Genomic DNA, 20226 nt, shown 5'->3' with positions numbered 1-20226 from the left:
CACTCATCCCCCTTTTTCCTCATTATAACAAATGCATGCACGATCGCTACAAAAAAGACAGAAGTCCACCGACTTCTGCCTTTTATGTTTATGCAATTTGAAGTGGCATATTTTCTTTTAGGCCAAGCGTTTGAGCAGCGAGCGTTTGGACATCGCGTAAAAGCGCTTCGTTTTTCATTAGCGATACACCATATGATGGGATCATCTCTTTAATTTTCGGTTCCCATTGTTTCATTTCGTTCGGGAAGCATTTTTCAATCACTTCAAGCATGACGTGAACAGCCGTTGAAGCACCCGGTGATGCACCAAGTAGCGCAGCAACCGAGCCATCGTGTGCGGCAACAACTTCCGTACCGAATTGAAGCGTGCCTTTGCCGCCTGCTTCTGTATCTTTAATGACTTGTACACGCTGGCCAGCAATAATGACATCCCAATCTTCACTTTTCGCGTGCGGAATAAATTCGCGCAGTTCTTCCATGCGCTGTTCTTTCGATAACATGACTTGTTCAATTAAATATTTTGTCAACGCCATGTTTTTCGCTCCTGCCGCAAGCATCGTTAACACGTTATGCGGCTTGACAGACGTAATTAAATCAAACAGCGATCCGTTCTTTAAAAATTTCGGTGAAAATCCAGCGAACGGTCCGAACAATAACATTTTTTTACCGTCAATAAAACGTGTATCGAGATGTGGAACAGACATTGGGGGTGCACCAACTTTCGCTTTGCCGTACACTTTCGCATGATGTTGCGCGATAATGTCTGGATTGTTGCACACCATAAATAGTCCGCTTACTGGGAAGCCACCGATTCCTTTTCCTTCAGGGATACCTGACTTTTGTAACAAATGTAGGCTTCCGCCACCCGCCCCGATAAAGACGAATTTCGCATAATGAGAATGTACTTCACCAGTCGCTACATTGCGCACTTTTACTTCCCATAAGTTGTCACTTGTTCGTTTCATATCTTCAACATGATGCTTATAATACAAATTCACATGCTTATGTTCTAAATGCTCAAATAACATGCGCGTTAAAGCGCCAAAGTTGACGTCCGTTCCCGCTTCAATCCGCGTCGCTGCAATCGGTTCTGTCACGATGCGGTCTTCCATCATTAGCGGAATCCACTCTTTTAATTTTTGCGGATCATCAGAAAACTCCATCCCTTTAAACAAAGGATTATCCACCATCTGTTCAAACCTCTTCTTCAAAAACGCAACATTTTCTTCCCCTTGCACGAAACTCATATGCGGAATTGGCATAACAAAGTCCTTCGGGTTGCGAATGTGCTTATTTTGAACGAGATAAGACCAAAATTGGAGCGACTCTTGAAACTGTTCGTTAATTTTGATCGCTTTGCTTACATCAATTGATCCGTCCGCCTTCTCTACTGTGTAGTTTAGTTCACAAAGTGCAGCATGACCGGTTCCGGCATTGTTCCATTCATTCGAGCTTTCATCTGCCGGTTGATCAAGTCTTTCAAACACCGTAATTTCCCACTCTGGCGCTAACTCTTTCAACAACGTCCCTAATGTCGCACTCATAATCCCCGCACCAATTAAAATCACATCTGTTTTCATCATTGGACCCCCTAAACGTTCCCATCGATTCGACCAAAAACTTCTCCACATTTATTATAACATATTTCAATTATAGTATGTCACTATTGTTCTACACGATTACAAAAATGTTTATATAATTAAATAAAAACGAATATACTCACATATGGTAACTATTCAGCCACATCATAAAGTGAGCTGAATATTTTTTGCTTTTCCTGTCCATGATGTGAATATTGATAGACAAGGAGGTGAATCGCATGTTGACGGTACAACAAGCTGTATTTACAGTTGAAAGCTTAATCAGCAAAGTCCAACAACAAAAGCAGCTCATTACTCACCAACAACAAGTCATTGAGCAACTGTTGAAAGAAAACAAACAGCTACGCAAAGAAAATGAACAACTGAAGTACCGTGTTCAAGAGCTGGAAGCACGCACGAAAAAAAACAGCTCCAATAGCCATTTGCCCCCATCTTCTGACCGTTTTGCCAACACACGTTCTTCTCGTCAACCATCTGGCAACAAGCCAGGCGGACAAGAAGGACATCAAGGAACGACGCTCCGTCAAGTGGAACATCCACATCATCGTGTCGTCCACCGTGTGCATACGTGTCAAGGATGTGGGGTTTCTTTGCGTGACGTCAAACCGTTCAAAGTCGATATCCGTCAAGTGTTTGATGTCCCTCCTGTGGCGATCGAGGTGACACAACATGAACGTGAAGTGAAATCGTGTCCGCATTGTCGATGCGTGCAACAAGCCGAATTCCCATCCCATGTCACGAATCATGTGCAATACGGTCCACGCCTTACTGCGCTCGTTGTTTATTTACATCATATCCAATTGATCCCGTACAAGCGTTTAAGTGATACAATCGAAGCGTTATATCAACACTCGATTAGTACAGGAACCCTTGCCAATATGGTGAAACGAGGACGCGAAGCGCTGGAATCAAATATGGACATCATCGAAGACGCCTTACTTGAATCCAACATCCTGCATGTCGATGAAACGAGTTTGCGCATCAATGGGAAACTCGCATGGGTGCATGTCGCGTGTACATCGAGATATACATACTTGGCTTCTCACGCTTCTCGTGGAAAGAAAGCAACGGATGAGATCGGGATTCTTCCACAATACAAAGGGACGATGATGCACGATGGGTTCGGTACGTATCCGAAATACACACATGCCACCCATGCCCTTTGTCATGCCCACCATTTGCGTGAGTTAAAAGGATTCATCGAACAAGGGCATACGTGGGCGATGCGCATGACCACGTTTCTGTTAGCCGCCAAGCAAGCCGTCGAAGCCCATCACGGTGCACTTTCCGAAGAAGAAGCGAGACGGTGGGAACGAGTGTATGATCGCATCCTAGAAAGAGCACAACATCGATTGGAAACGATGACACCTCTTCCGAAAAAAGCACTCGCTTTTGTTCGACGGCTTCAGAAACGAAAGGAAGAAGCGTTGCGTTTCTTACGTGAAGTACATGTTCCCTTTGACAACAACCAAGCCGAACGCGATCTTCGCATGGTTAAAGTCAAAGAGAACATTTCGGGTACGTTTCGCGTAGAAACATTCGCCCAGTCTTTTTGTATCACAAGAAGCATCGTTTCCACACTGACGAAACACGAAAAAAACGTGTGGGATTCGTTATGTCTTCTGTTGACGGGTGACACGCTTGATCGCGTTCTTTCTACCACTTAGGGCATTTTCTATTACGGGGATGCCCTATTTGTGTTGCGCTTCTTTACATACTACTATCGGAGTGAATAGTTACACTAAAAAAATACGGTAAAGGTGAAATAGTAGATGTTGTAGCTGGAATGGGAAAGGTTTTAAAGTACAATAGCAGGGCTATTTTAATGGAAGGGAACTCGAAAGAAGGTTGGAAGCATATTGTTGATGGTCATGTAATTGGAAAGAAAGGAAAGACGTTATTTCCAAAGCATATGGGTGAAGGGGAAATTAAAAACTTAATAATGGAGAGTGTAGAAAAAGGAGGAATTCGGACAAAACATCCAGATGGGACAATGGAATATGTATATAATCCCAATAAATATGGTATTAGTGAAATGATTACCATTGTAAGTAAGGATGGAATCATTCGAACTTCCTATCCAACAAAAGGAATAAGTGTAGTTACGAAACAGTAAAAAACGAGGAGGATATATTATGGGTATCAAAATCTCATTAGAGGACTGGGAAGGAGATTGGAGAGAAACACTCAAAAGTGAAAATCTCAATAGTTTTTTTAGTTGTGAAATGTATATGACTGTTCATAACGGTATCGAACAAATGACGATCAATATTGCGACCCTCTATGGCACAGCTTTGCTAAGTATGGCTGTTGGTATTATGGAGATGATAGCCAACAAAGAGAATAAGCCGTTCCGCATCTCTGGATTTGGTTCTGTTTATGATTATTTTTTCATAGTGAAAGGACAACAAATCAAAATCGAAGCCGTAAATGTTACAAATGATGAGGTGGAATCCTTTCTTTTTTATGATAAAACAAAATTTGCTCATGATTTTGTGAAAGCGCTGAAAAACCATTTACAGGAGATTGCACAAATTAACATACGAATTAAGGAACAAGAAACATATAAGCTTCTAGAACAAAAAATGTATACTCTCAATTCCGTGCTTGAGAGTCATTAATAAGATTTTTGTAACTATTCAGCCACATCATAAAGTGAGCTGAATATTTTCTTCTTTCCTTGTCTATGATGTGAATACTGATAGACAAGGAGGTGAATCGCATGTTGACGGTACAACAAGCTGTATTTACAGTTGAAAGCTTAATCGGCAAAGTTCAACAACAAAAACAGCTCATTCATCAACTCGTTCAAGAAAATGAACATTTGCGTCACGAAAACAAACAACTACGCAAAGAAAATGAACAACTGAAGTACCGTGTTCAAGAGCTGGAAGCACGCACGAAAAAAAACAGCTCTAATAGCCATTTGCCCCCATCTTCTGACCGTTTTGCCAACACACGTTCTTCTCGTCAACCATCTGGCAACAAGCCAGGCGGACAAGAAGGACATCAAGGAACGACGCTCCGTCAAGTGGAACATCCACATCATCGTGTCGTCCACCGTGTGCATACGTGTCAAGGATGTGGGGTTTCTTTGCGTGACGTCAAACCGTTCAAAGTCGATATCCGTCAAGTGTTTGATGTCCCTCCTGTGGCGATCGAGGTGACACAACATGAACGTGAAGTGAAATCGTGTCCGCATTGTCGATGTGTTCAACAAGCCGAATTCCCATCCCATGTCACGAATCATGTGCAATACGGTCCACGGCTCACGGCGCTCGTTGTTTATTTACATCATATCCAATTGATCCCGTACAAGCGTTTAAGTGATACAATCGAAGCGTTATATCAACACTCGATTAGTACGGGAACTCTTGCCAATATGGTGAAACGAGGACGCGAAGCGCTGGAATCAAATATGGACGTCATCGAAGACGCCTTACTTGAATCCAACATCCTGCATGTCGATGAAACGAGTTTGCGCATCAATGGAAAACTCGCATGGGTGCATGTCGCGTGTACATCGAAATATACGTACTTGGCTCCTCACGTTTCTCATGGAAAGAAAGCGACCGATGACATCGGGATTCTTCCGCGATATCAAGGGACGATGATGCACGATGGGTTCGTTACGTATACGAAATACACACAAGCCATCCATGCCCTTTGTCACGCCCATCATTTGCGTGAATTGAAGGGTTTCATCGAACAAGGGCATATATGGGCATCGCGCATGACGACGTTTCTGTTAGCCGCCAAACAGGCCGTCGAAGCTCATCACGGTGCGCTTTCCGAAGAAGAAGCGAAACGATGGGAACGAGTGTATGATCGCATCCTAGAAAGAGCACAACACCGATTGGAAACGGCGACGCCTCTTCCGAAAAAAGCACTCGCTTTTGTTCGACGGCTTCAGAAACGAAAGGAAGAAGCGTTGCGTTTCTTACGTGAAGTGCATGTTCCCTTTGACAACAACCAAGCCGAACGCGATCTTCGCATGGTCAAAGTGAAAGAGAACATTTCGGGTACATTTCGCGAAGAAACATTCGCCCAGTCTTTTTGTATCACAAGAAGTATCGTTTCCACACTGACGAAACACGAAAAAAACGTGTGGGATTCGTTATGTCTTCTGTTGACAGGCGACACGCTCGATCGTGTTCTTTCTACCACTTAGGGCATTTTCTATTACGGGGATGCCCTATTTGTGTTGCGCTTCTTTACATACTACTATCGGGGTGAATAGTTACCACATATGTTCAACAAAAAGAAACAATATTCTTCTTTTAATGATTTTACAAAATAATTTGATATTTTGCTAGCTTTATTTATAAAAAACGAACAAGGTTGCCCTTGTTCGTTTTATTCAATCGGTGCTTCTTGTGTACGAATAAATTGATCATAAAATGCAGCAAGCGATGTGTAAACGTACGGAATGAGCCATAAAAGTCCGATTCCAAGCGTAATGATGGACAAAAGCCCCCAGCCAATAAAGCTAACATATAGCAAAAATAACTTTCCTTTATATCCTTTCATGCGCTTTTTACTTTCACTAATCGCTTGAAGTGCACCATATTCTGGGTGATCTCTCAATAAAAAGAACGTTTGTGAGTAAGATAACGATTTAATAATTCCCGGGACAATGAACAATAAGCTCCATAAAATGACAAAAAGAGCGATTAATAGCGACGTACCGATCAATTTCAAAACTAATTTTCCGTTTTGATACACCGTGAATAACGGAGAAATACGAACCGGTTCATTCCGATACACATCTAAAAACACCCAATACATCGCGATAGTGAGAGGAATGAGCGCAAAGGAGACAATCATGCTTGCGATAGAGGCTGAAGTTGGTACTTCTTCTTGATCAAGCCATGTTTCCCATCCTCCGCTTAGCGCAACCTCAATGATCATTGGAAAAATAATGGTTACAGCCGCATACACGAGCATAAAAAGTGCTGCACTACCCCATTTCCCTCTTAATGCATCTCTCGCCTGCCGCCTTAACGATGATAAGGTCATAAACTAATCCCTCCTTTTGCGTATTGCCTACATATGTAGTTTATGATGTCATTACTTAGTCTAGCATACATATTTGAAAAATGATACCTTTTTTATCAAAATATGAAATGAATTTCTCCTGTCTCTTGTGTATAATGGAATGTATGAATATAGCGAAAGGAGAAAAAACATGAAAAGCATAAAGCCTGGCCGTGGACCGTCGATGCAAGGATTTGTCGGAAGCCTCTTCTCAATTATTTTTGGTATTTTTTGGACATTTATGACTTTTTCGATTACAAAAGACTCTCCGTTTCCAGGAACACAAATATTTCCGCTGTTCGGACTGATTTTTGTTGGGCTTGGTATTTTTCAAGCCGTCTACCATTATAAAAATGCGACAGGAAAAGAGCGGATGTCCATCGTCGATATCGTTGATGAACATGAAGAGAAAGATCCGCTAAATGAGCGCTTCGGTCGTAATGAAGGAGAAAAGTTTTGTCCGTATTGTGGAACGATGGTTCAAACAAGCTTTCAATTTTGTCCATCTTGTGGGAAAGAACTATGAAACCGAGCGATATGCTCGGTTTTAATTTCTGAACGAACTCCCCCCCTTGTTCAACATTATCTTTCATGTACAAGCCATGTCGGCTTATTTATTTTTGCTGATAAATGAACAATTTTTGTTTTATTTGTTGATTATTTAGAACATCGTTTTATGAAAACATAACAAAAATAATTGTACACGTTACTGCTATAGTTAAACCAATTGCCGTTTCGTACGGAAGTAATTTTAATCTCTCTTTCGTTGACATATGAACGCTTGCCGCCGTCACATGAAAAAAGCTGCCATGCGGCAAATGGTCAAGCATCGTCGCTCCAGCATGTACCATCGCTGCACCAGCAAGCGGTGAAACACCCGCTTCAATAAGCGCTCCACTAAAAATGTGGCTCGCTACTGCTGTGCCTGCGGTCGTCGATGCTGTAATACCTGATAACAACGCACCGGCTAGCGGGGCGATTGTATACGACGAAAAACCGAATGATTGAAGTGTTTGCATAAAGGAATCATGTAGCGATGAGTTTGCGATCACACCGGCGAGCGCCCCTGTACCAATAAGCATGAAAATAACACCGCTTATCTTCTCCATGCCAACGCGCAAAAAATCATTCAGCTCGTTCGTCTTTTTCATAGCTACCACACCAACGAGAGCACCGGCCGGCAAAGCGATTAGCGGGTCAATATGAATACTAAAAAGAGGACGCAACAATAAAAGAGTCATAGCTACAACGGGAGCGACAATCGCTTTCGTCCAAGAAGGAGTTTCCTTTTGAACGATTTCGACTTCCACCTTTTGCGTACTGTCTACGGACCATCGTTTTGCTATGTTGTACGTCACGAAAAGACCGATACAAGCAGGCACAATCCCGGCCATCATAAGCGAAGAAAGCGGCACATGAAAAGCCTCCGCCGCTGCGATAGTGTTCGGATTAGGTGAAATGATGTTTCCTGCTTTTCCTCCACCAATTAGTGCGAGTAATATCGCAAAACGTGAAATGAAAAGACGTTGGGCAATGACAAGCGCAACCGGTGCAATCGTCATAATTGCTACGTCAACAAATATTCCACAAGCCGTTAGCACCATTGCTGTACAACATAACGCAAATAGTGCATACTTCTCCCCACATGCCCTCACTAATTTTTCAGCAATTGCTAATGCAGCCCCCGACTGCATCAACACACCTGCAAGCACTCCAGCAGCTAAAATACGCAAAATAGACGGAATCATTTCTTTTGCACCATCCATCATTAGACGAACTGCCTCATCGACAGAAGCCCCGCCGAGTAAAGCACCAATAAACGCCCCACACATCATTCCGTATGCGACTGGAACATTTCGTAGTATAAGAATAATCGCAGAAAGAAAAGCAACTACCGCCCCAAACATGCTCACTCTTATCCCCCCTCAACCACCAAAACGGAATACATAAACGAATTGTATGCACTTGCCTTTTGTAAAAATATATCATAGATCATGTAAATACTGTGTAAAAACATTCAAAAAATACATATTCATGTATTGTCAACTAATTTTGTATATAGTACTCCTTTATTTTGACCTACAAGGTGTTACACTTAATATTACAATTCATCACGTAAAAAAGGTGCCCGATGCGGACACCTTTTTCTTATGATGAAATCGTACGTTTAAACGTATCAAATTGCTCTGTCACTTGTTTATCTGGCGCTGCTGTCAATAAACTGACGACGACGATAGCGATCAAGCTAGCGATAAAGCCCGGCACCATTTCATACATCACTTTGGCGTATGAAGAGTTCGCCCACACGATTACCGTTGTCGCTCCTGCCACCATTCCGGCAAGCGCCCCCCATTTTGTCATGCGGCGCCAACATAAGCTTAAAATAATGACAGGACCGAACGAAGCGCCGAACCCGGCCCACGCATAACCGACAAGATTTAAAATTGTGTTGTTTTGCTCGTATGCTAGCCATAAAGCAACAATCGATACGAGCAATACAGATAAACGACCGACAAAAACGAGCTCCTTATCCGATGCTGAACGACGGAATAAAATTTTGTATAAATCTTCTGTTAACGAACTTGATGTAACAAGCAATTGCGATGAAATCGTGCTCATAATTGCCGCTAAAATGGCTGCAAGTAAAAACCCTGTAATAAGCGGATGGAATAAAATTTCCCCAAGTTTAATAAATACCGTTTCTGGATCTTCTAACGTCATGCCGGCTTGTTTAAAGTAGGCGATTCCAAAAAGACCTGTGAGCATCGCGCCGACAGTTGAAAAAATCATCCAGCCCATTCCAATCCGACGAGCTTGTTTCATCTCTTTCACCGATGAAATCGCCATAAAGCGAACGATAATGTGAGGCTGTCCAAAATAACCAAGTCCCCAAGCGAATAAAGAAATGATGCCGACTACGCTTGTTCCTTTAAACAAATCGAGCAAATTCGGATCGGTGTCTCGAATCGTTGCTGTCGTTTCTGTGAATCCCCCTGTATGCATCAATGTCACAACAGGTACGAGAATAAGTGCAATAAACATAATGAGACCTTGCACAAAGTCTGTCCAGCTGACCGCTAAAAATCCCCCGAATAACGTGTACGCAATAACAACACTAGCGACAATCCATAGCCCCGTATGATAATCTGTACCGAACGAGTTTTTAAACATGACCCCGCCAGAAACGAAACCAGAAGAAACGTAAAACGTAAAGAAAATCATAATGACGAATCCTGAAACGAGGCGTAACAACTTCGATGTATCGCCGAAACGATTTTCTAAAAATGACGGAATCGTAATCGAGTCGTTTGCCACTTCTGTATACACACGCAAGCGTGGAGCAACGTATAACCAGTTCGCATACGCCCCTAAAGCTAGTCCGATGACGATCCATGAAGCGCTTAACCCTTGTGCATACATCGCCCCAGGTAAACCGAGCAACAACCAACCGCTCATATCTGACGCCCCAGCGCTTAATGCCGTCACCGCTGGGCCGAGCGTCCTTCCACCTAACATATAATCAGACAAGTTTGACGTCCGTTTATATGCCCAATACCCAATGAGTAACATCCCCACCATATATACGACAACAGATGCAATAACCAAAACAATCTCCCCTTCCTTTGTTGTCTTTGAAACCCCTTTGTATTTATCATTATACTAAAATATGTTCACAATTGTACAAAAAATTATTTCCAAAAAAAGCCTTTTAATGCGAACGCGACGTTTTGCGGGCGTTATGCAAGCCGGCTCATAAAATATCCGAACCAATCGTTCCCAAAACGGTACATATACGCGCATAGTGTATCCTTCTTTCACCAATTGCTGCTGCATATCTGTTTCGTGTGTTGCAATCGCTGTATAGCTTCCGTTCAATAAGTGAAGTTGAATGATGTTCATGTAGTTTTCATCGACTTGTTGCTTATCTTGAAACGCCACTTCCGGCGGCTCTTTATACGTACCTTTCACTAAACGAAGCGATACACCTTTTAAATCTTTCACATCTTGTTCAGCGCGATATAAATATGCTTGAATGACTGTTCCAACATTATCATACATTTGCCGAAGCTCATGCAAAAGATCGAGCGTCGCTTGACAATGCCCTAAATCTTCCATATCCATGCGCACAAAGTTGTTATATCGTTTTGCTGTGTCAACAATTTGACGCATGTTATTTAAACAAAAAATTAAAATCAATGTCGAGCCCAAGTTGGTCAAGCGTACAAACAAGTCCTTTTTCATTCAGTTTACGCACTTTTTTTGATAGCGCCTTCAATCGTTTCACCCGCAACGACTTGGGAAACTCCAAAACGGATCCCCCATTTTCTCGCTGCTTGATTTAACATTTTACTTTGCGAAGCATACAAAAAGATGTTTTTCGATAATTGTGCAAACACCGTATTCACCTCTTTTAAAACATTTCGCTCACTGTTTTTGATTGCATGTACAACACTTGATCAAAGGCGTGAAAAAAGGACTTCGGGCAGCCCGAAGTCTTTTTCTATTAACGTTTTCCTTTCTCATACGGCGTACCGAGCGCTTTTGGCGCATCCGCACGTCCGATAAATCCAGTTAACGCTAAAATCGTTAAAGCATACGGCAAAATAAGCAAATAAACAGTCGGTACGTTTTTCAAAAATGGAATCGCCTGTCCGACGATGCTTAAACTTTGTGCAAATCCGAAGAAAAGAGCCGCTCCCATCGCGCCAAGCGGATGCCATTTTCCGAAAATCATTGCAGCAAGCGCCATAAATCCTTGACCAGAGATCGTCACATGGCTGAAATCGCGTGAAATAATCGTCGCATAAATCGAACCGCCAATTCCTGCAAGTGCACCGCTTAACATCACTGCGATGTAGCGCATTTTTGTCACATTAATCCCCATCGTATCTGCCGCCATCGGATGTTCCCCAACGGCACGAAGGCGAAGTCCGAACGGTGTTTTATAAATGACGTACCATACGACAAACGCTAATACAATCGCTAAATAAGATGGCACATATCCGTTTGAGAAAAAAATCGGACCGATAACTGGAATTTTGCTTAAAATCGGAATATCAATTTTATCAAAACCAACTTGTACTTGGTCTGTCTGTCCTTTTCCATACCACATTTTAACGAGGAACAACGATAACCCTAACGATAAAAAGTTAATCGCCACCCCGCTAACGACTTGGTCAGCACGAAGCGAAATGGCTGCGACCGCATGCATAAGCGAGAAAATAGAAGCAACAACCATCGCCACAACCATCGCAAGCCATGGAGTTAACTGACCAAATTGATCTGCAAATGTTAAGTTAAATACTACACCAGTAAACGCTCCGATGACCATCAAGCCCTCTAATCCGATATTTACAACGCCGGAACGCTCACTAAATACGCCACCAAGCGCCGTGAAAATGAGCGGTGCCGCAAAGAAAATCGCGGAAGGAATAATAATTTCAAGGATGTGTAACATTTATTTTCCCTCCTTTTTCAAGCGCGTAAGCACAAGACGAATTAAATAGCTAGAAGCAACGAAGAAAATGATCAACGCAATGACGATGTCAACAAGTTCTGTCGGCACATCAGCCGCTGATGGCATCTCTAACGCTCCGACTTTTAACGCTCCAAATAAAATAGCTGCTAAAATAATGCCAAAGGCGCTATTTCCACCAAGAAGGGCGACGGCAATTCCATCAAATCCGACCCCGGTAAATCCAGCTTTGACTGAGACGTTTTCAAATGTTCCTAATCCTTCCATCGCTCCAGCAATACCAGCAAATGCCCCAGAAATAACCATCGATAATATAATATTGCGATTAACGTTCATACCTGCATAATGTGATGCATGTTGGTTAAAACCGACGGCACGAAGTTCATATCCTGTTGTCGTTTTCTCAAGTAAAAACCACATGACAACAGCTGCAATTAACGAAATAATAATGCCGTAATGAAGGGTAGAGTAATCAGTTAATGACTGTAAAAATTCCGAACGTAACGATGCAGTCGGATGAATTTTTTCCGACTTAAATCCTTGATCAGATAAAACAGAGCGAATGATCTCATTCGACACGTATAAAGCAATATAGTTCATCATAATCGTGACGATTACCTCATGAACACGAAAACGCGCTTTTAAAAATCCCGGAATGAATCCCCAAAGCGCTCCCGCCGCTGCAGCTGCAAAAATAGCAAGCGGCAAATGAATAACTTTTGGAAGTTCAAACGCAACGCCTACCCAAACCGCAGCGAGCCAGCCGACGATCAGTTGTCCTTCTACACCGATGTTAAATAGCCCGGTGCGAAAAGCGAACGCAACCGCTAACCCCGCTAAAATATATGGTGTCACTTGACGAATCGTTTCCCCAATGTAATATCGATCCCCAAAAGCACCGTACAATAAAGCGGAATAGCCAGCAATTGGGTCATATCCACTGACGATCATCACGATGGCGCCAGCAATAATTCCGAGAATAACCGCAAAAACAGGAACGAGAATATTTGTTAAACGATTTTCACTCATGATGATACACCTGCTTCCTTCCGTTTGCTTCCTGCCATCAACAAACCAAGCTCTTGTTCTGTCGTTTCTTTCGGGTCGACAATGGCGACAATTTTCCCTTCATAAATGACAGCAATGCGATCACTAACGTTCATAATTTCATCTAATTCAAACGAAACAAGCAATACTGCTTTTCCTTTATCTCGTTGTTCGATCAGACGTTTGTGAATAAACTCAATCGCTCCGACGTCGAGTCCACGCGTTGGTTGCGCGGCAATAAGTAAATCTGGATCGCGATCCACTTCACGTCCGATAATCGCTTTTTGTTGGTTTCCTCCTGATAAAGCCCGCGCTTTCGTATATTCATCTGGCGTACGAACGTCAAACTCTTGAATAAGTTGGCGCGCTTTATCGTAAATAGCTTTGAAATTTAAAACGCCTCGTTTAGAATATGGCTCTTTGTAATATGTTTGAAGCACCATATTTTCTCCGATCGAGAAGTCAAGGACAAGGCCGTGTTTATGACGGTCTTGTGGAATGTGCCCAACACCTGTTTCTGTAATTTGGCGCGGTGTTAAGTTACGAATTTCTTTGCCGTTTAAACGAATGGAGCCTGATTCTGATTTGATTAAGCCCGTAATCGCTTCGATAAGCTCCGTTTGCCCGTTGCCGTCTACCCCTGCAATTCCGACAATTTCTCCTGCGTGTACCGTTAAATTCAAGTGATCGACAGCAGTCACACCACGAGAATCTTTAACGACTAAATTTTCAATTTCAAGTACAGGTTTGCCCGCTTTCGGAGGCTGTTTTTCTGTTTTGAAATGCACTTCACGACCGACCATTAACGCAGCAAGTTCGTTCGGATTTGTTTCCGATACGTTTAATGTGCCAATGCCTTTTCCGCGTCGAATGACAGTAACGCGATCACACACTTCCATAATTTCTTTTAATTTATGCGTAATTAAAATGATTGATTTTCCTTCACGTACAAGCGATTTCATAATTTGGATAAGCTCTTGAATTTCTTGCGGTGTTAATACAGCTGTCGGCTCGTCAAAAATTAAAATATCTGCCCCGCGATATAACGTTTTTAAAATTTCTACCCGTTGTTGCATACCGACAGAAATGTCTGCGATTTTCGCTTTCGGATCAACAGCTAAACCGTATCGTTCAGAAAGCTCACGCACCTCTTGCTCTGCTTTTTCAATATCGATTTGTCCCCCTTTTGTTGGCTCGCTTCCTAAAATGATGTTTTCCGTTACTGTAAACGTATCAACAAGCATAAAGTGTTGGTGTACCATTCCGATTCCTAAGTCGTTGGCGACGTTCGGGTTGACGATATTTACTTTTTTTCCTTTGACGCGAATTTCCCCACCATCTGGTTGATATAAACCGAATAACACGTTCATTAGCGTCGATTTTCCTGCACCATTCTCGCCTAATAACGCATGAATTTCCCCTTTTTTCAGTTGCAGCGTAATGTTATCATTTGCCACAAAATTCCCAAAAACTTTGCGGATGTTTAGCATTTCGATTACGTACTCCAAACGTGATCCACTCCTTATATGAGCATGATTTACATCACTAAATGAAGAGCTGCAACATGTTGCAACCCTTCATTTAGTGAATTTTCCGAAGGGAAGGAGCCCTTCGGAGAACGATCATCTACCTATTTTAACTCTGCGCGAGTTGTAGGCACTTTCACTTCACCGTTAATAATTTTTTGTTTCCACTCATCAACTTTTTTCAACACATCTTCAGGAACGTTATTTTTCGTTGTCGGAGCAATACCTACACCATCTTCTTTTAAGCCGTATTCAACTACTTGACCGCCTGGGAAGTTGCCATTTTTCGTTTTTGTCGCTAAGTCATATACAGCAACGTCAACACGTTTTACCATCGATGTTAATGTTACGCTTTTGTCTGTTCCTGGCACTTTTCCTTCTTCATATTGGTCACGGTCAACACCGATCACCCAAATTTCTTTGTTTGGATCTTGTTTTTTCAAGTCGATTGCTTCTGAGAACACACCGTTTCCTGTTGCACCAGCTGCATGGTAAATGATATCAATACCAGAAGCGTACATGCTTGAAGCAATAGCTTTTCCTTTATCTGCTTTGTCGAATGCACCTGCATATTGCACTTCAACTTTGGCATTTGGATTTACTGCTTTTACTCCTGCAATAAAACCGCTTTCGAATTTTTCAATTAACGGAATTTCCATACCGCCAACGAAACCGATTTTATTTGTTTTTGTCATTAAGCCAGCGACAACCCCAACGAGGAACGAACCTTCGTGCTCTTTAAACGCAATGCTCGCTACGTTCGGTTTTTTTACGACGCTATCAACGATCGCAAATTTGTTATCTGGCTTTTGTTCTGCGATTTCTGTAATGGCATCCGGCATTAAAAACCCAATACCAAAAATGAGATCAAAGTCGTTGCGTACAAGTTTGTTTAAGTTTGTTGCATAATCGGCATCACTTTGTGACTGTAAGTAGTCATAGCCGCCTTTTCCTTTTTTCAAGCCGTTTTCTTCACCGAATTTTTGTAACCCTTCCCATGCAGATTGGTTGAACGACTTATCGTCAATTCCACCAACGTCTGTAACCATTGCTACGCTAAATTCAGACGCTTTTCCTTCTTCTTTTTTCGGCTCTTCTTTTGCTTGTCCGCAACCGCCAAGAAGCATGCCGGCAGTTAATAATAAAGACATTGACAATCCAAAACGCTTTTTCTTCATCAATCATTACCCCCTCAATTTAAAAATATGGATAAGTAAAACATTTGAAATGTGAACGAACCTTCTCCCTCCAATGTCACCTCCTTAACAGGATAAGCGCTTGTATAAGAAGCTACACGCGTTTTCGCAACACGTGAAAGCTAAACTTATCTGATTCAAAGTAGTCAATTGAGTACAAAATCGGCTCGTCATTTTCATCAAAATGCATTTGCTTTAAAACTAAAAGCGCTGTTTCTGGCTCACATTGCAAAATAGGCGACACCTTTTCATGGTAGCCGAGCGGCTCAATGTGGGTAACCGCATAGGCGATGTATCGATTCGCTTCATTATGTAATATCTCTAATAATGACTCATTTTCATAAGCAATCCCTTTAGGTAAATATTTACAAGGAACTTTATCGATACAATAAACGACCGGTTCATTATTTGCAGTTCGCACCCGCTCAACAATAAGTAAATCTTCCTCTTTATCACATTGAAAGCGCTTTATATCATCTTCAGTCGGTTTCTGAATAGAAGAAGATAAAAAAATCGTTCCCGGTTTGCGTCCGGCTTGGCGAATCATCTCCGTCACGCTACTTAGCTGCTCAATGCCAGAGGTGAACATCGGGCGGGAACTAACGAATGTTCCAACGCCATGGCGGCGGATGATGACGTTTTCTTCCTCTAACACTCGCAAAGCTTCACGCAACGTCGAGCGGCTAACTCCTAACTGCTTGGCTAATTCAAATTCCGAAGGGAGTTTTTCTTTTTCCTTGTATACCCCTTGTTCAATATCTTTTTTAATCCGATCAATGACTTGTAAATATAAATGTCGATGATCTGTTTTAACAGACATTCACCATCCCCCACCTTAGATATCAGACATCTGATGTTAGACAAATTTCTTACTAATAATATAACATTTTTTTGCCCATAAATAAATAGCAAATAAAAAAATTGTCGAAAAAAGTCGTATAAAATCATATGTAAGCGATTTTAATAATATATCATTATTATGTCCCATTTATACAAAAAAGAGGCTTACTTTTAGCCTCTTTCATGACGTTTTTGCTTGATCGCTCGGAGATACGAGCACCGCGCGCGGCTTACTTCCTTCATAAGGCCCGACAATACCGCGCGCTTCCATCGCATCAATTAAACGTGCCGCCCGATTATAGCCGATGCGGAACCGTCGCTGCAACATAGAAACGGATGCGCTTTGCATTTCGATGACGAGCTGAACCGCCTCATCAAACAGCTCATCATCAAACGCTTCTTGCGGTTCATCATCTTGTGCGATCATCGTTTCTTCATATTGCGCTTGTTGTTGTGAAATAACATATTGCACGACCGCTTCCACTTCTTGATCGGAAACGAAAGCGCCCTGCACGCGAACGGGCTTAGAGGCACCGACAGGTAAAAAGAGCATATCACCACGCCCGAGCAGCTTTTCGGCCCCTCCCATATCTAAAATCGTGCGCGAGTCTGTTTGTGACGATACGCTAAACGCGATGCGCGATGGGATGTTCGCTTTAATGACGCCGGTAATGACATCAACAGATGGACGTTGCGTTGCGATAATTAGATGAATGCCTGCTGCCCGCGCCATTTGGGCAAGACGTGTAATCGAATCTTCGACATCGCTTGAAGCAACCATCATTAAATCTGCTAGCTCATCTACAATGACGACAATGTATGGTAAAAGAGGTTGTTTCACTTCCGCTGTTTCATTATGCCGCTCAATATATTCATTATATCCTTCAATATTACGCGTTCCTGTATGCGAAAATAGCTCGTATCGTCGCTCCATTTCGCTCACTACTTTTTTTAATGCTTGGGACGCTTTTTTCGGATCGGTGACGACAGGAGAAAGCAAATGTGGAATGCCGTTGTACACGCTTAACTCAACCATTTTCGGATCGATCATCATCATCTTTACTTCATGCGGTTTCGTGCGCATCAATAAACTAACGATAATGGCGTTAATACATACGCTTTTCCCGCTTCCCGTCGCACCCGCAACAAGTAAGTGCGGCATTTTATTTAATTCAGCAAGCACCGCTTGTCCCGATATGTCACGCCCAAGTCCAATTAACAGTTTTGCTTCAGGTTTATCTGCTTCTTTCGCTTCTAACACTTCGCGTAGAGATACCATCGCAATTTCTTCATTCGGTACTTCAATACCAATTGCTGATTTTCCCGGAATCGGTGCCTCGATGCGAATGTCCTTCGCCGCTAACGCAAGCGCTAAATCATCACTTAAGCTTACAATTTTACTTACTTTCACACCGACGTCTGGATATACTTCATATCTCGTTACAGCTGGACCAATATGCACTTTCGTTACTTTTGCCTTTACCCCGAAACTTTGAAACGTTTTTTCAAGCTTGCGGGCATTTTCATAAATATTTTCTTTTTCCCGCGATTGATCGACCGCTTTTGGTGGGAAAAGTAAATCAATTGGCGGCAATGCATAATCCGCCGCATGATTTTGCGTAAATGATATCGGCTTTCCTTCTTCAACAGCTTCATTAAAATTAGAAATAACAGGTCCTTCAACAACAATTTCTTCTATTTCATTTTCTTCTTTTTCCTCGAGCGCTGTCACCACTTCAATATGAGTTGGCTGTTGTTTTTCTTTTTTCGGACGGCTTAAAAATGAACGAGCGTCCGCAATTACTGCTTTCGTTTGCGCTCGAATAAACGAAAGGAACCATTCAATTCCTTTGCCGGCTGTATCACGTAACGTTTTTCCTGTAAGAAGTAATACACCAATGATCATCAATAATGAGGCAATCCATTTTGTTCCTAATTGATCAAATAAATAATAACTGATCGTATACAGCAAGGCGCCAAGCATCCCACCGCCCAAATCCGAAAAAGAACTATTTTCTCCATGCACATCTGCCCAAAATAGTTCCCATGTCGTTCGAATAATGCTTGGATTTGCTAATTTCCCATTTCTTGATAAAATATGAAATAACGCTTCGTGACTAAACAACAATAAGGAAAGAACAATCAAGTACAGCCCAACGAGAACGCGTTGAAAAAATGGAGGCCATGCGCGCTTCCAAATGACATATAGCGATGTCACAAGCGCCCCTAATAGCGCAACAATATACCATTCACCCATAAAGAAGCGCGTAGTAAAAACGAGTGAACGGCCGACCGCTCCGACGTTTGCCATCGCAATGACCGTACATGCTAACATCGTTAAACCGATTAATTCAAAACGTAACGTTTTTTTCCATTGTTCTTGTTTGTTTGTGCGACGCTTATTTTTCTTTCCCATTTCGCCCACTCCAACATATAAGATGAAAAAGCAGCCAACAGAGAAGCGTGGCTGCTTGTTCTTATTATACCATAAATTGTAGTGATGTCGCATAAAGTTTTGTACCCGGTTCATACGTTAAATAATGTTGTGGATCGCTACTTAATACACGCACAATTTCATACTCGTTCATTTCTGTTTGTTGCACAAGTAACGTCACTCCGTTATATTGAACGGTGCGTTGCTTTTTATACTCCGCCTCGTTCGTTTGAAAAACGATAAACTCCGGAACGATCGTATGTAAAATCATTGTAACATCGCTCCTTGCTGATGTGAATGGTCAATGAGTTCGCGCAATTTGCGCATCGCTTGTGACAGTCCCCCGACTTCATCAATTAAACCGTACTTCACAGCATCTGTTCCCACCACATTCGTTCCGATATCGCGCGTTAAATTACCTTTCGAAAACATAAGTTCTTTAAATTTTTCTTCACTAATGTTTGAATGTTTAACAACAAAATTGACAACGCGCTCTTGCATTTTATCTAAGTACTCAAACGTTTGTGGCACACCAATAACAAGACCTGTGAGGCGAATCGGATGAATCGTCATCGTCGCCGTTTCTGCAATAAACGAATAGTCGCACGAAACCGCAATTGGCACACCAATCGAATGTCCACCGCCGAGCACAATCGAAACAGTCGGCTTAGACATCGAGGCTAACATTTCTGCAATGGCTAACCCTGCTTCCACATCACCACCTACTGTATTTAATACGACGAGCAAACCCTCAATATTCGGATTTTGCTCAATCGCTACAATTTGTGGAATAAGATGTTCATATTTCGTTGTTTTGTTTTGTGGCGGTAATTGAATATGCCCTTCAATTTGTCCAACAATCGTTAAACAATGGATCGTTGAATCTGAAGGAAGTTGTGGAATATTCGTTTGACCGAGCTGTACAATATTTTCTGTCGGAGACGGCTTCGTTTCCTCTTGAGATATATCACGCTCGTCCATAACACAATCCCCTTTCTGTCGTGTGATGTCGTTAGTATGCGTGAACATCGACATGTTCATACAAAAAACACCTGCGCGCCGCAGGTGTT

At 42.2% G+C, this 20226-nt stretch carries 17 protein-coding genes and 1 pseudogene; 5 read left to right on the top strand and 13 right to left on the bottom strand.

The annotated features are described in order from the left end of the window. Positions 1-88 precede the first annotated feature (88 nt). Complete coding sequence (locus tag NST18_RS05720) at positions 89-1579, bottom strand: malate:quinone oxidoreductase (protein ID WP_340721281.1); 1491 nt, start codon at positions 1577-1579, stop codon at positions 89-91. 239 nt (positions 1580-1818) lie between these two features. Here NST18_RS05720 and tnpC (NST18_RS05715) point away from each other — a divergent pair, with 239 nt between their 5' ends. From tnpC (NST18_RS05715) to tnpC (NST18_RS05700), 4 genes are all read left to right on the top strand, one after another. Next, positions 1819-3267 carry an IS66 family transposase gene (gene tnpC / locus NST18_RS05715; protein WP_088223283.1) on the top strand — a complete coding sequence of 483 codons (1449 nt, stop codon included), beginning with the start codon at positions 1819-1821 and terminating at the stop codon, positions 3265-3267. Positions 3268-3386: 119 nt separating this feature from the next. Further along, the gene (locus NST18_RS05710; protein ID WP_035018890.1) at positions 3387-3716 is read left to right on the top strand and encodes a hypothetical protein; all 330 of its coding nucleotides are present in this window, start codon (positions 3387-3389) and stop codon (positions 3714-3716) included. Positions 3717-3735: 19 nt separating this feature from the next. Next, on the top strand, positions 3736-4221 hold the full coding sequence (locus NST18_RS05705) for a hypothetical protein (RefSeq protein WP_035018887.1): 486 nt from the start codon (positions 3736-3738) through the stop codon (positions 4219-4221). 101 nt (positions 4222-4322) lie between these two features. Continuing rightward, the gene (gene tnpC, locus NST18_RS05700; RefSeq protein WP_340720647.1) at positions 4323-5771 is read left to right on the top strand and encodes an IS66 family transposase; all 1449 of its coding nucleotides are present in this window, start codon (positions 4323-4325) and stop codon (positions 5769-5771) included. Positions 5772-5956: 185 nt separating this feature from the next. Here the strand turns inward: tnpC (NST18_RS05700) and NST18_RS05695 are convergent, their stop codons facing one another. After that, positions 5957-6619 carry a DUF975 family protein gene (locus tag NST18_RS05695; RefSeq protein WP_004890969.1) on the bottom strand — a complete coding sequence of 221 codons (663 nt, stop codon included), beginning with the start codon at positions 6617-6619 and terminating at the stop codon, positions 5957-5959. 169 nt (positions 6620-6788) lie between these two features. On the opposite strand from NST18_RS05695, the gene NST18_RS05690 reads away from it, so the two are divergent. Continuing rightward, positions 6789-7163 carry a zinc ribbon domain-containing protein gene (locus NST18_RS05690; RefSeq protein WP_004890970.1) on the top strand — a complete coding sequence of 125 codons (375 nt, stop codon included), beginning with the start codon at positions 6789-6791 and terminating at the stop codon, positions 7161-7163. Positions 7164-7311: 148 nt separating this feature from the next. Here NST18_RS05690 and NST18_RS05685 read toward each other — a convergent pair whose 3' ends face one another. From NST18_RS05685 to NST18_RS05635, 11 genes and pseudogenes are all read right to left on the bottom strand, one after another. After that, a complete protein-coding gene (locus NST18_RS05685) occupies positions 7312-8544 on the bottom strand; it encodes a GntP family permease (RefSeq protein WP_192950945.1) in 1233 nt (410 codons plus the stop codon). A 241-nt stretch (positions 8545-8785) separates the two neighbouring features. After that, a complete protein-coding gene (gene putP, locus NST18_RS05680) occupies positions 8786-10243 on the bottom strand; it encodes a sodium/proline symporter PutP (protein ID WP_064220584.1) in 1458 nt (485 codons plus the stop codon). 131 nt (positions 10244-10374) lie between these two features. Then, positions 10375-11034 (bottom strand): annotated as a pseudogene (locus NST18_RS05675) (proline dehydrogenase family protein). Between the two features lie 107 nt (positions 11035-11141). Further along, positions 11142-12095 carry an ABC transporter permease gene (locus NST18_RS05670; RefSeq protein WP_340721280.1) on the bottom strand — a complete coding sequence of 318 codons (954 nt, stop codon included), beginning with the start codon at positions 12093-12095 and terminating at the stop codon, positions 11142-11144. Beyond that, positions 12096-13142, bottom strand: a complete 1047-nt coding sequence (locus NST18_RS05665; protein ID WP_004890980.1) for an ABC transporter permease — start codon at positions 13140-13142, stop codon at positions 12096-12098. Continuing rightward, on the bottom strand, positions 13139-14668 hold the full coding sequence (locus NST18_RS05660; protein WP_004890981.1) for an ABC transporter ATP-binding protein: 1530 nt from the start codon (positions 14666-14668) through the stop codon (positions 13139-13141). The genes NST18_RS05665 and NST18_RS05660 overlap by 4 nt, the downstream gene beginning before the upstream one ends. Positions 14669-14790: 122 nt before the next feature. After that, positions 14791-15864 carry a BMP family lipoprotein gene (locus NST18_RS05655; protein ID WP_004890982.1) on the bottom strand — a complete coding sequence of 358 codons (1074 nt, stop codon included), beginning with the start codon at positions 15862-15864 and terminating at the stop codon, positions 14791-14793. Positions 15865-15976: 112 nt separating this feature from the next. Beyond that, positions 15977-16702 carry a GntR family transcriptional regulator gene (locus NST18_RS05650; RefSeq protein ID WP_004890985.1) on the bottom strand — a complete coding sequence of 242 codons (726 nt, stop codon included), beginning with the start codon at positions 16700-16702 and terminating at the stop codon, positions 15977-15979. A 201-nt stretch (positions 16703-16903) separates the two neighbouring features. Further along, positions 16904-19138: a DNA translocase FtsK gene (locus NST18_RS05645; RefSeq protein WP_004890986.1), complete on the bottom strand. Its 2235-nt coding sequence runs from the start codon at positions 19136-19138 to the stop codon at positions 16904-16906. A gap of 64 nt (positions 19139-19202) precedes the next feature. Beyond that, the gene (locus tag NST18_RS05640; protein WP_004890988.1) at positions 19203-19427 is read right to left on the bottom strand and encodes a YlzJ-like family protein; all 225 of its coding nucleotides are present in this window, start codon (positions 19425-19427) and stop codon (positions 19203-19205) included. Then, positions 19424-20137, bottom strand: a complete 714-nt coding sequence (locus NST18_RS05635; protein WP_004890990.1) for a ClpP family protease — start codon at positions 20135-20137, stop codon at positions 19424-19426. The genes NST18_RS05640 and NST18_RS05635 overlap by 4 nt, the downstream gene beginning before the upstream one ends. Positions 20138-20226 lie beyond the last annotated feature (89 nt).

The sequence above is a fragment of the Anoxybacillus sp. FSL W8-0104 genome (assembly GCF_038004465.1).
Taxonomy (GTDB): domain Bacteria; phylum Bacillota; class Bacilli; order Bacillales; family Anoxybacillaceae; genus Anoxybacillus; species Anoxybacillus flavithermus_G.
This window is presented reverse-complemented; position numbering and strand designations above follow the sequence as displayed.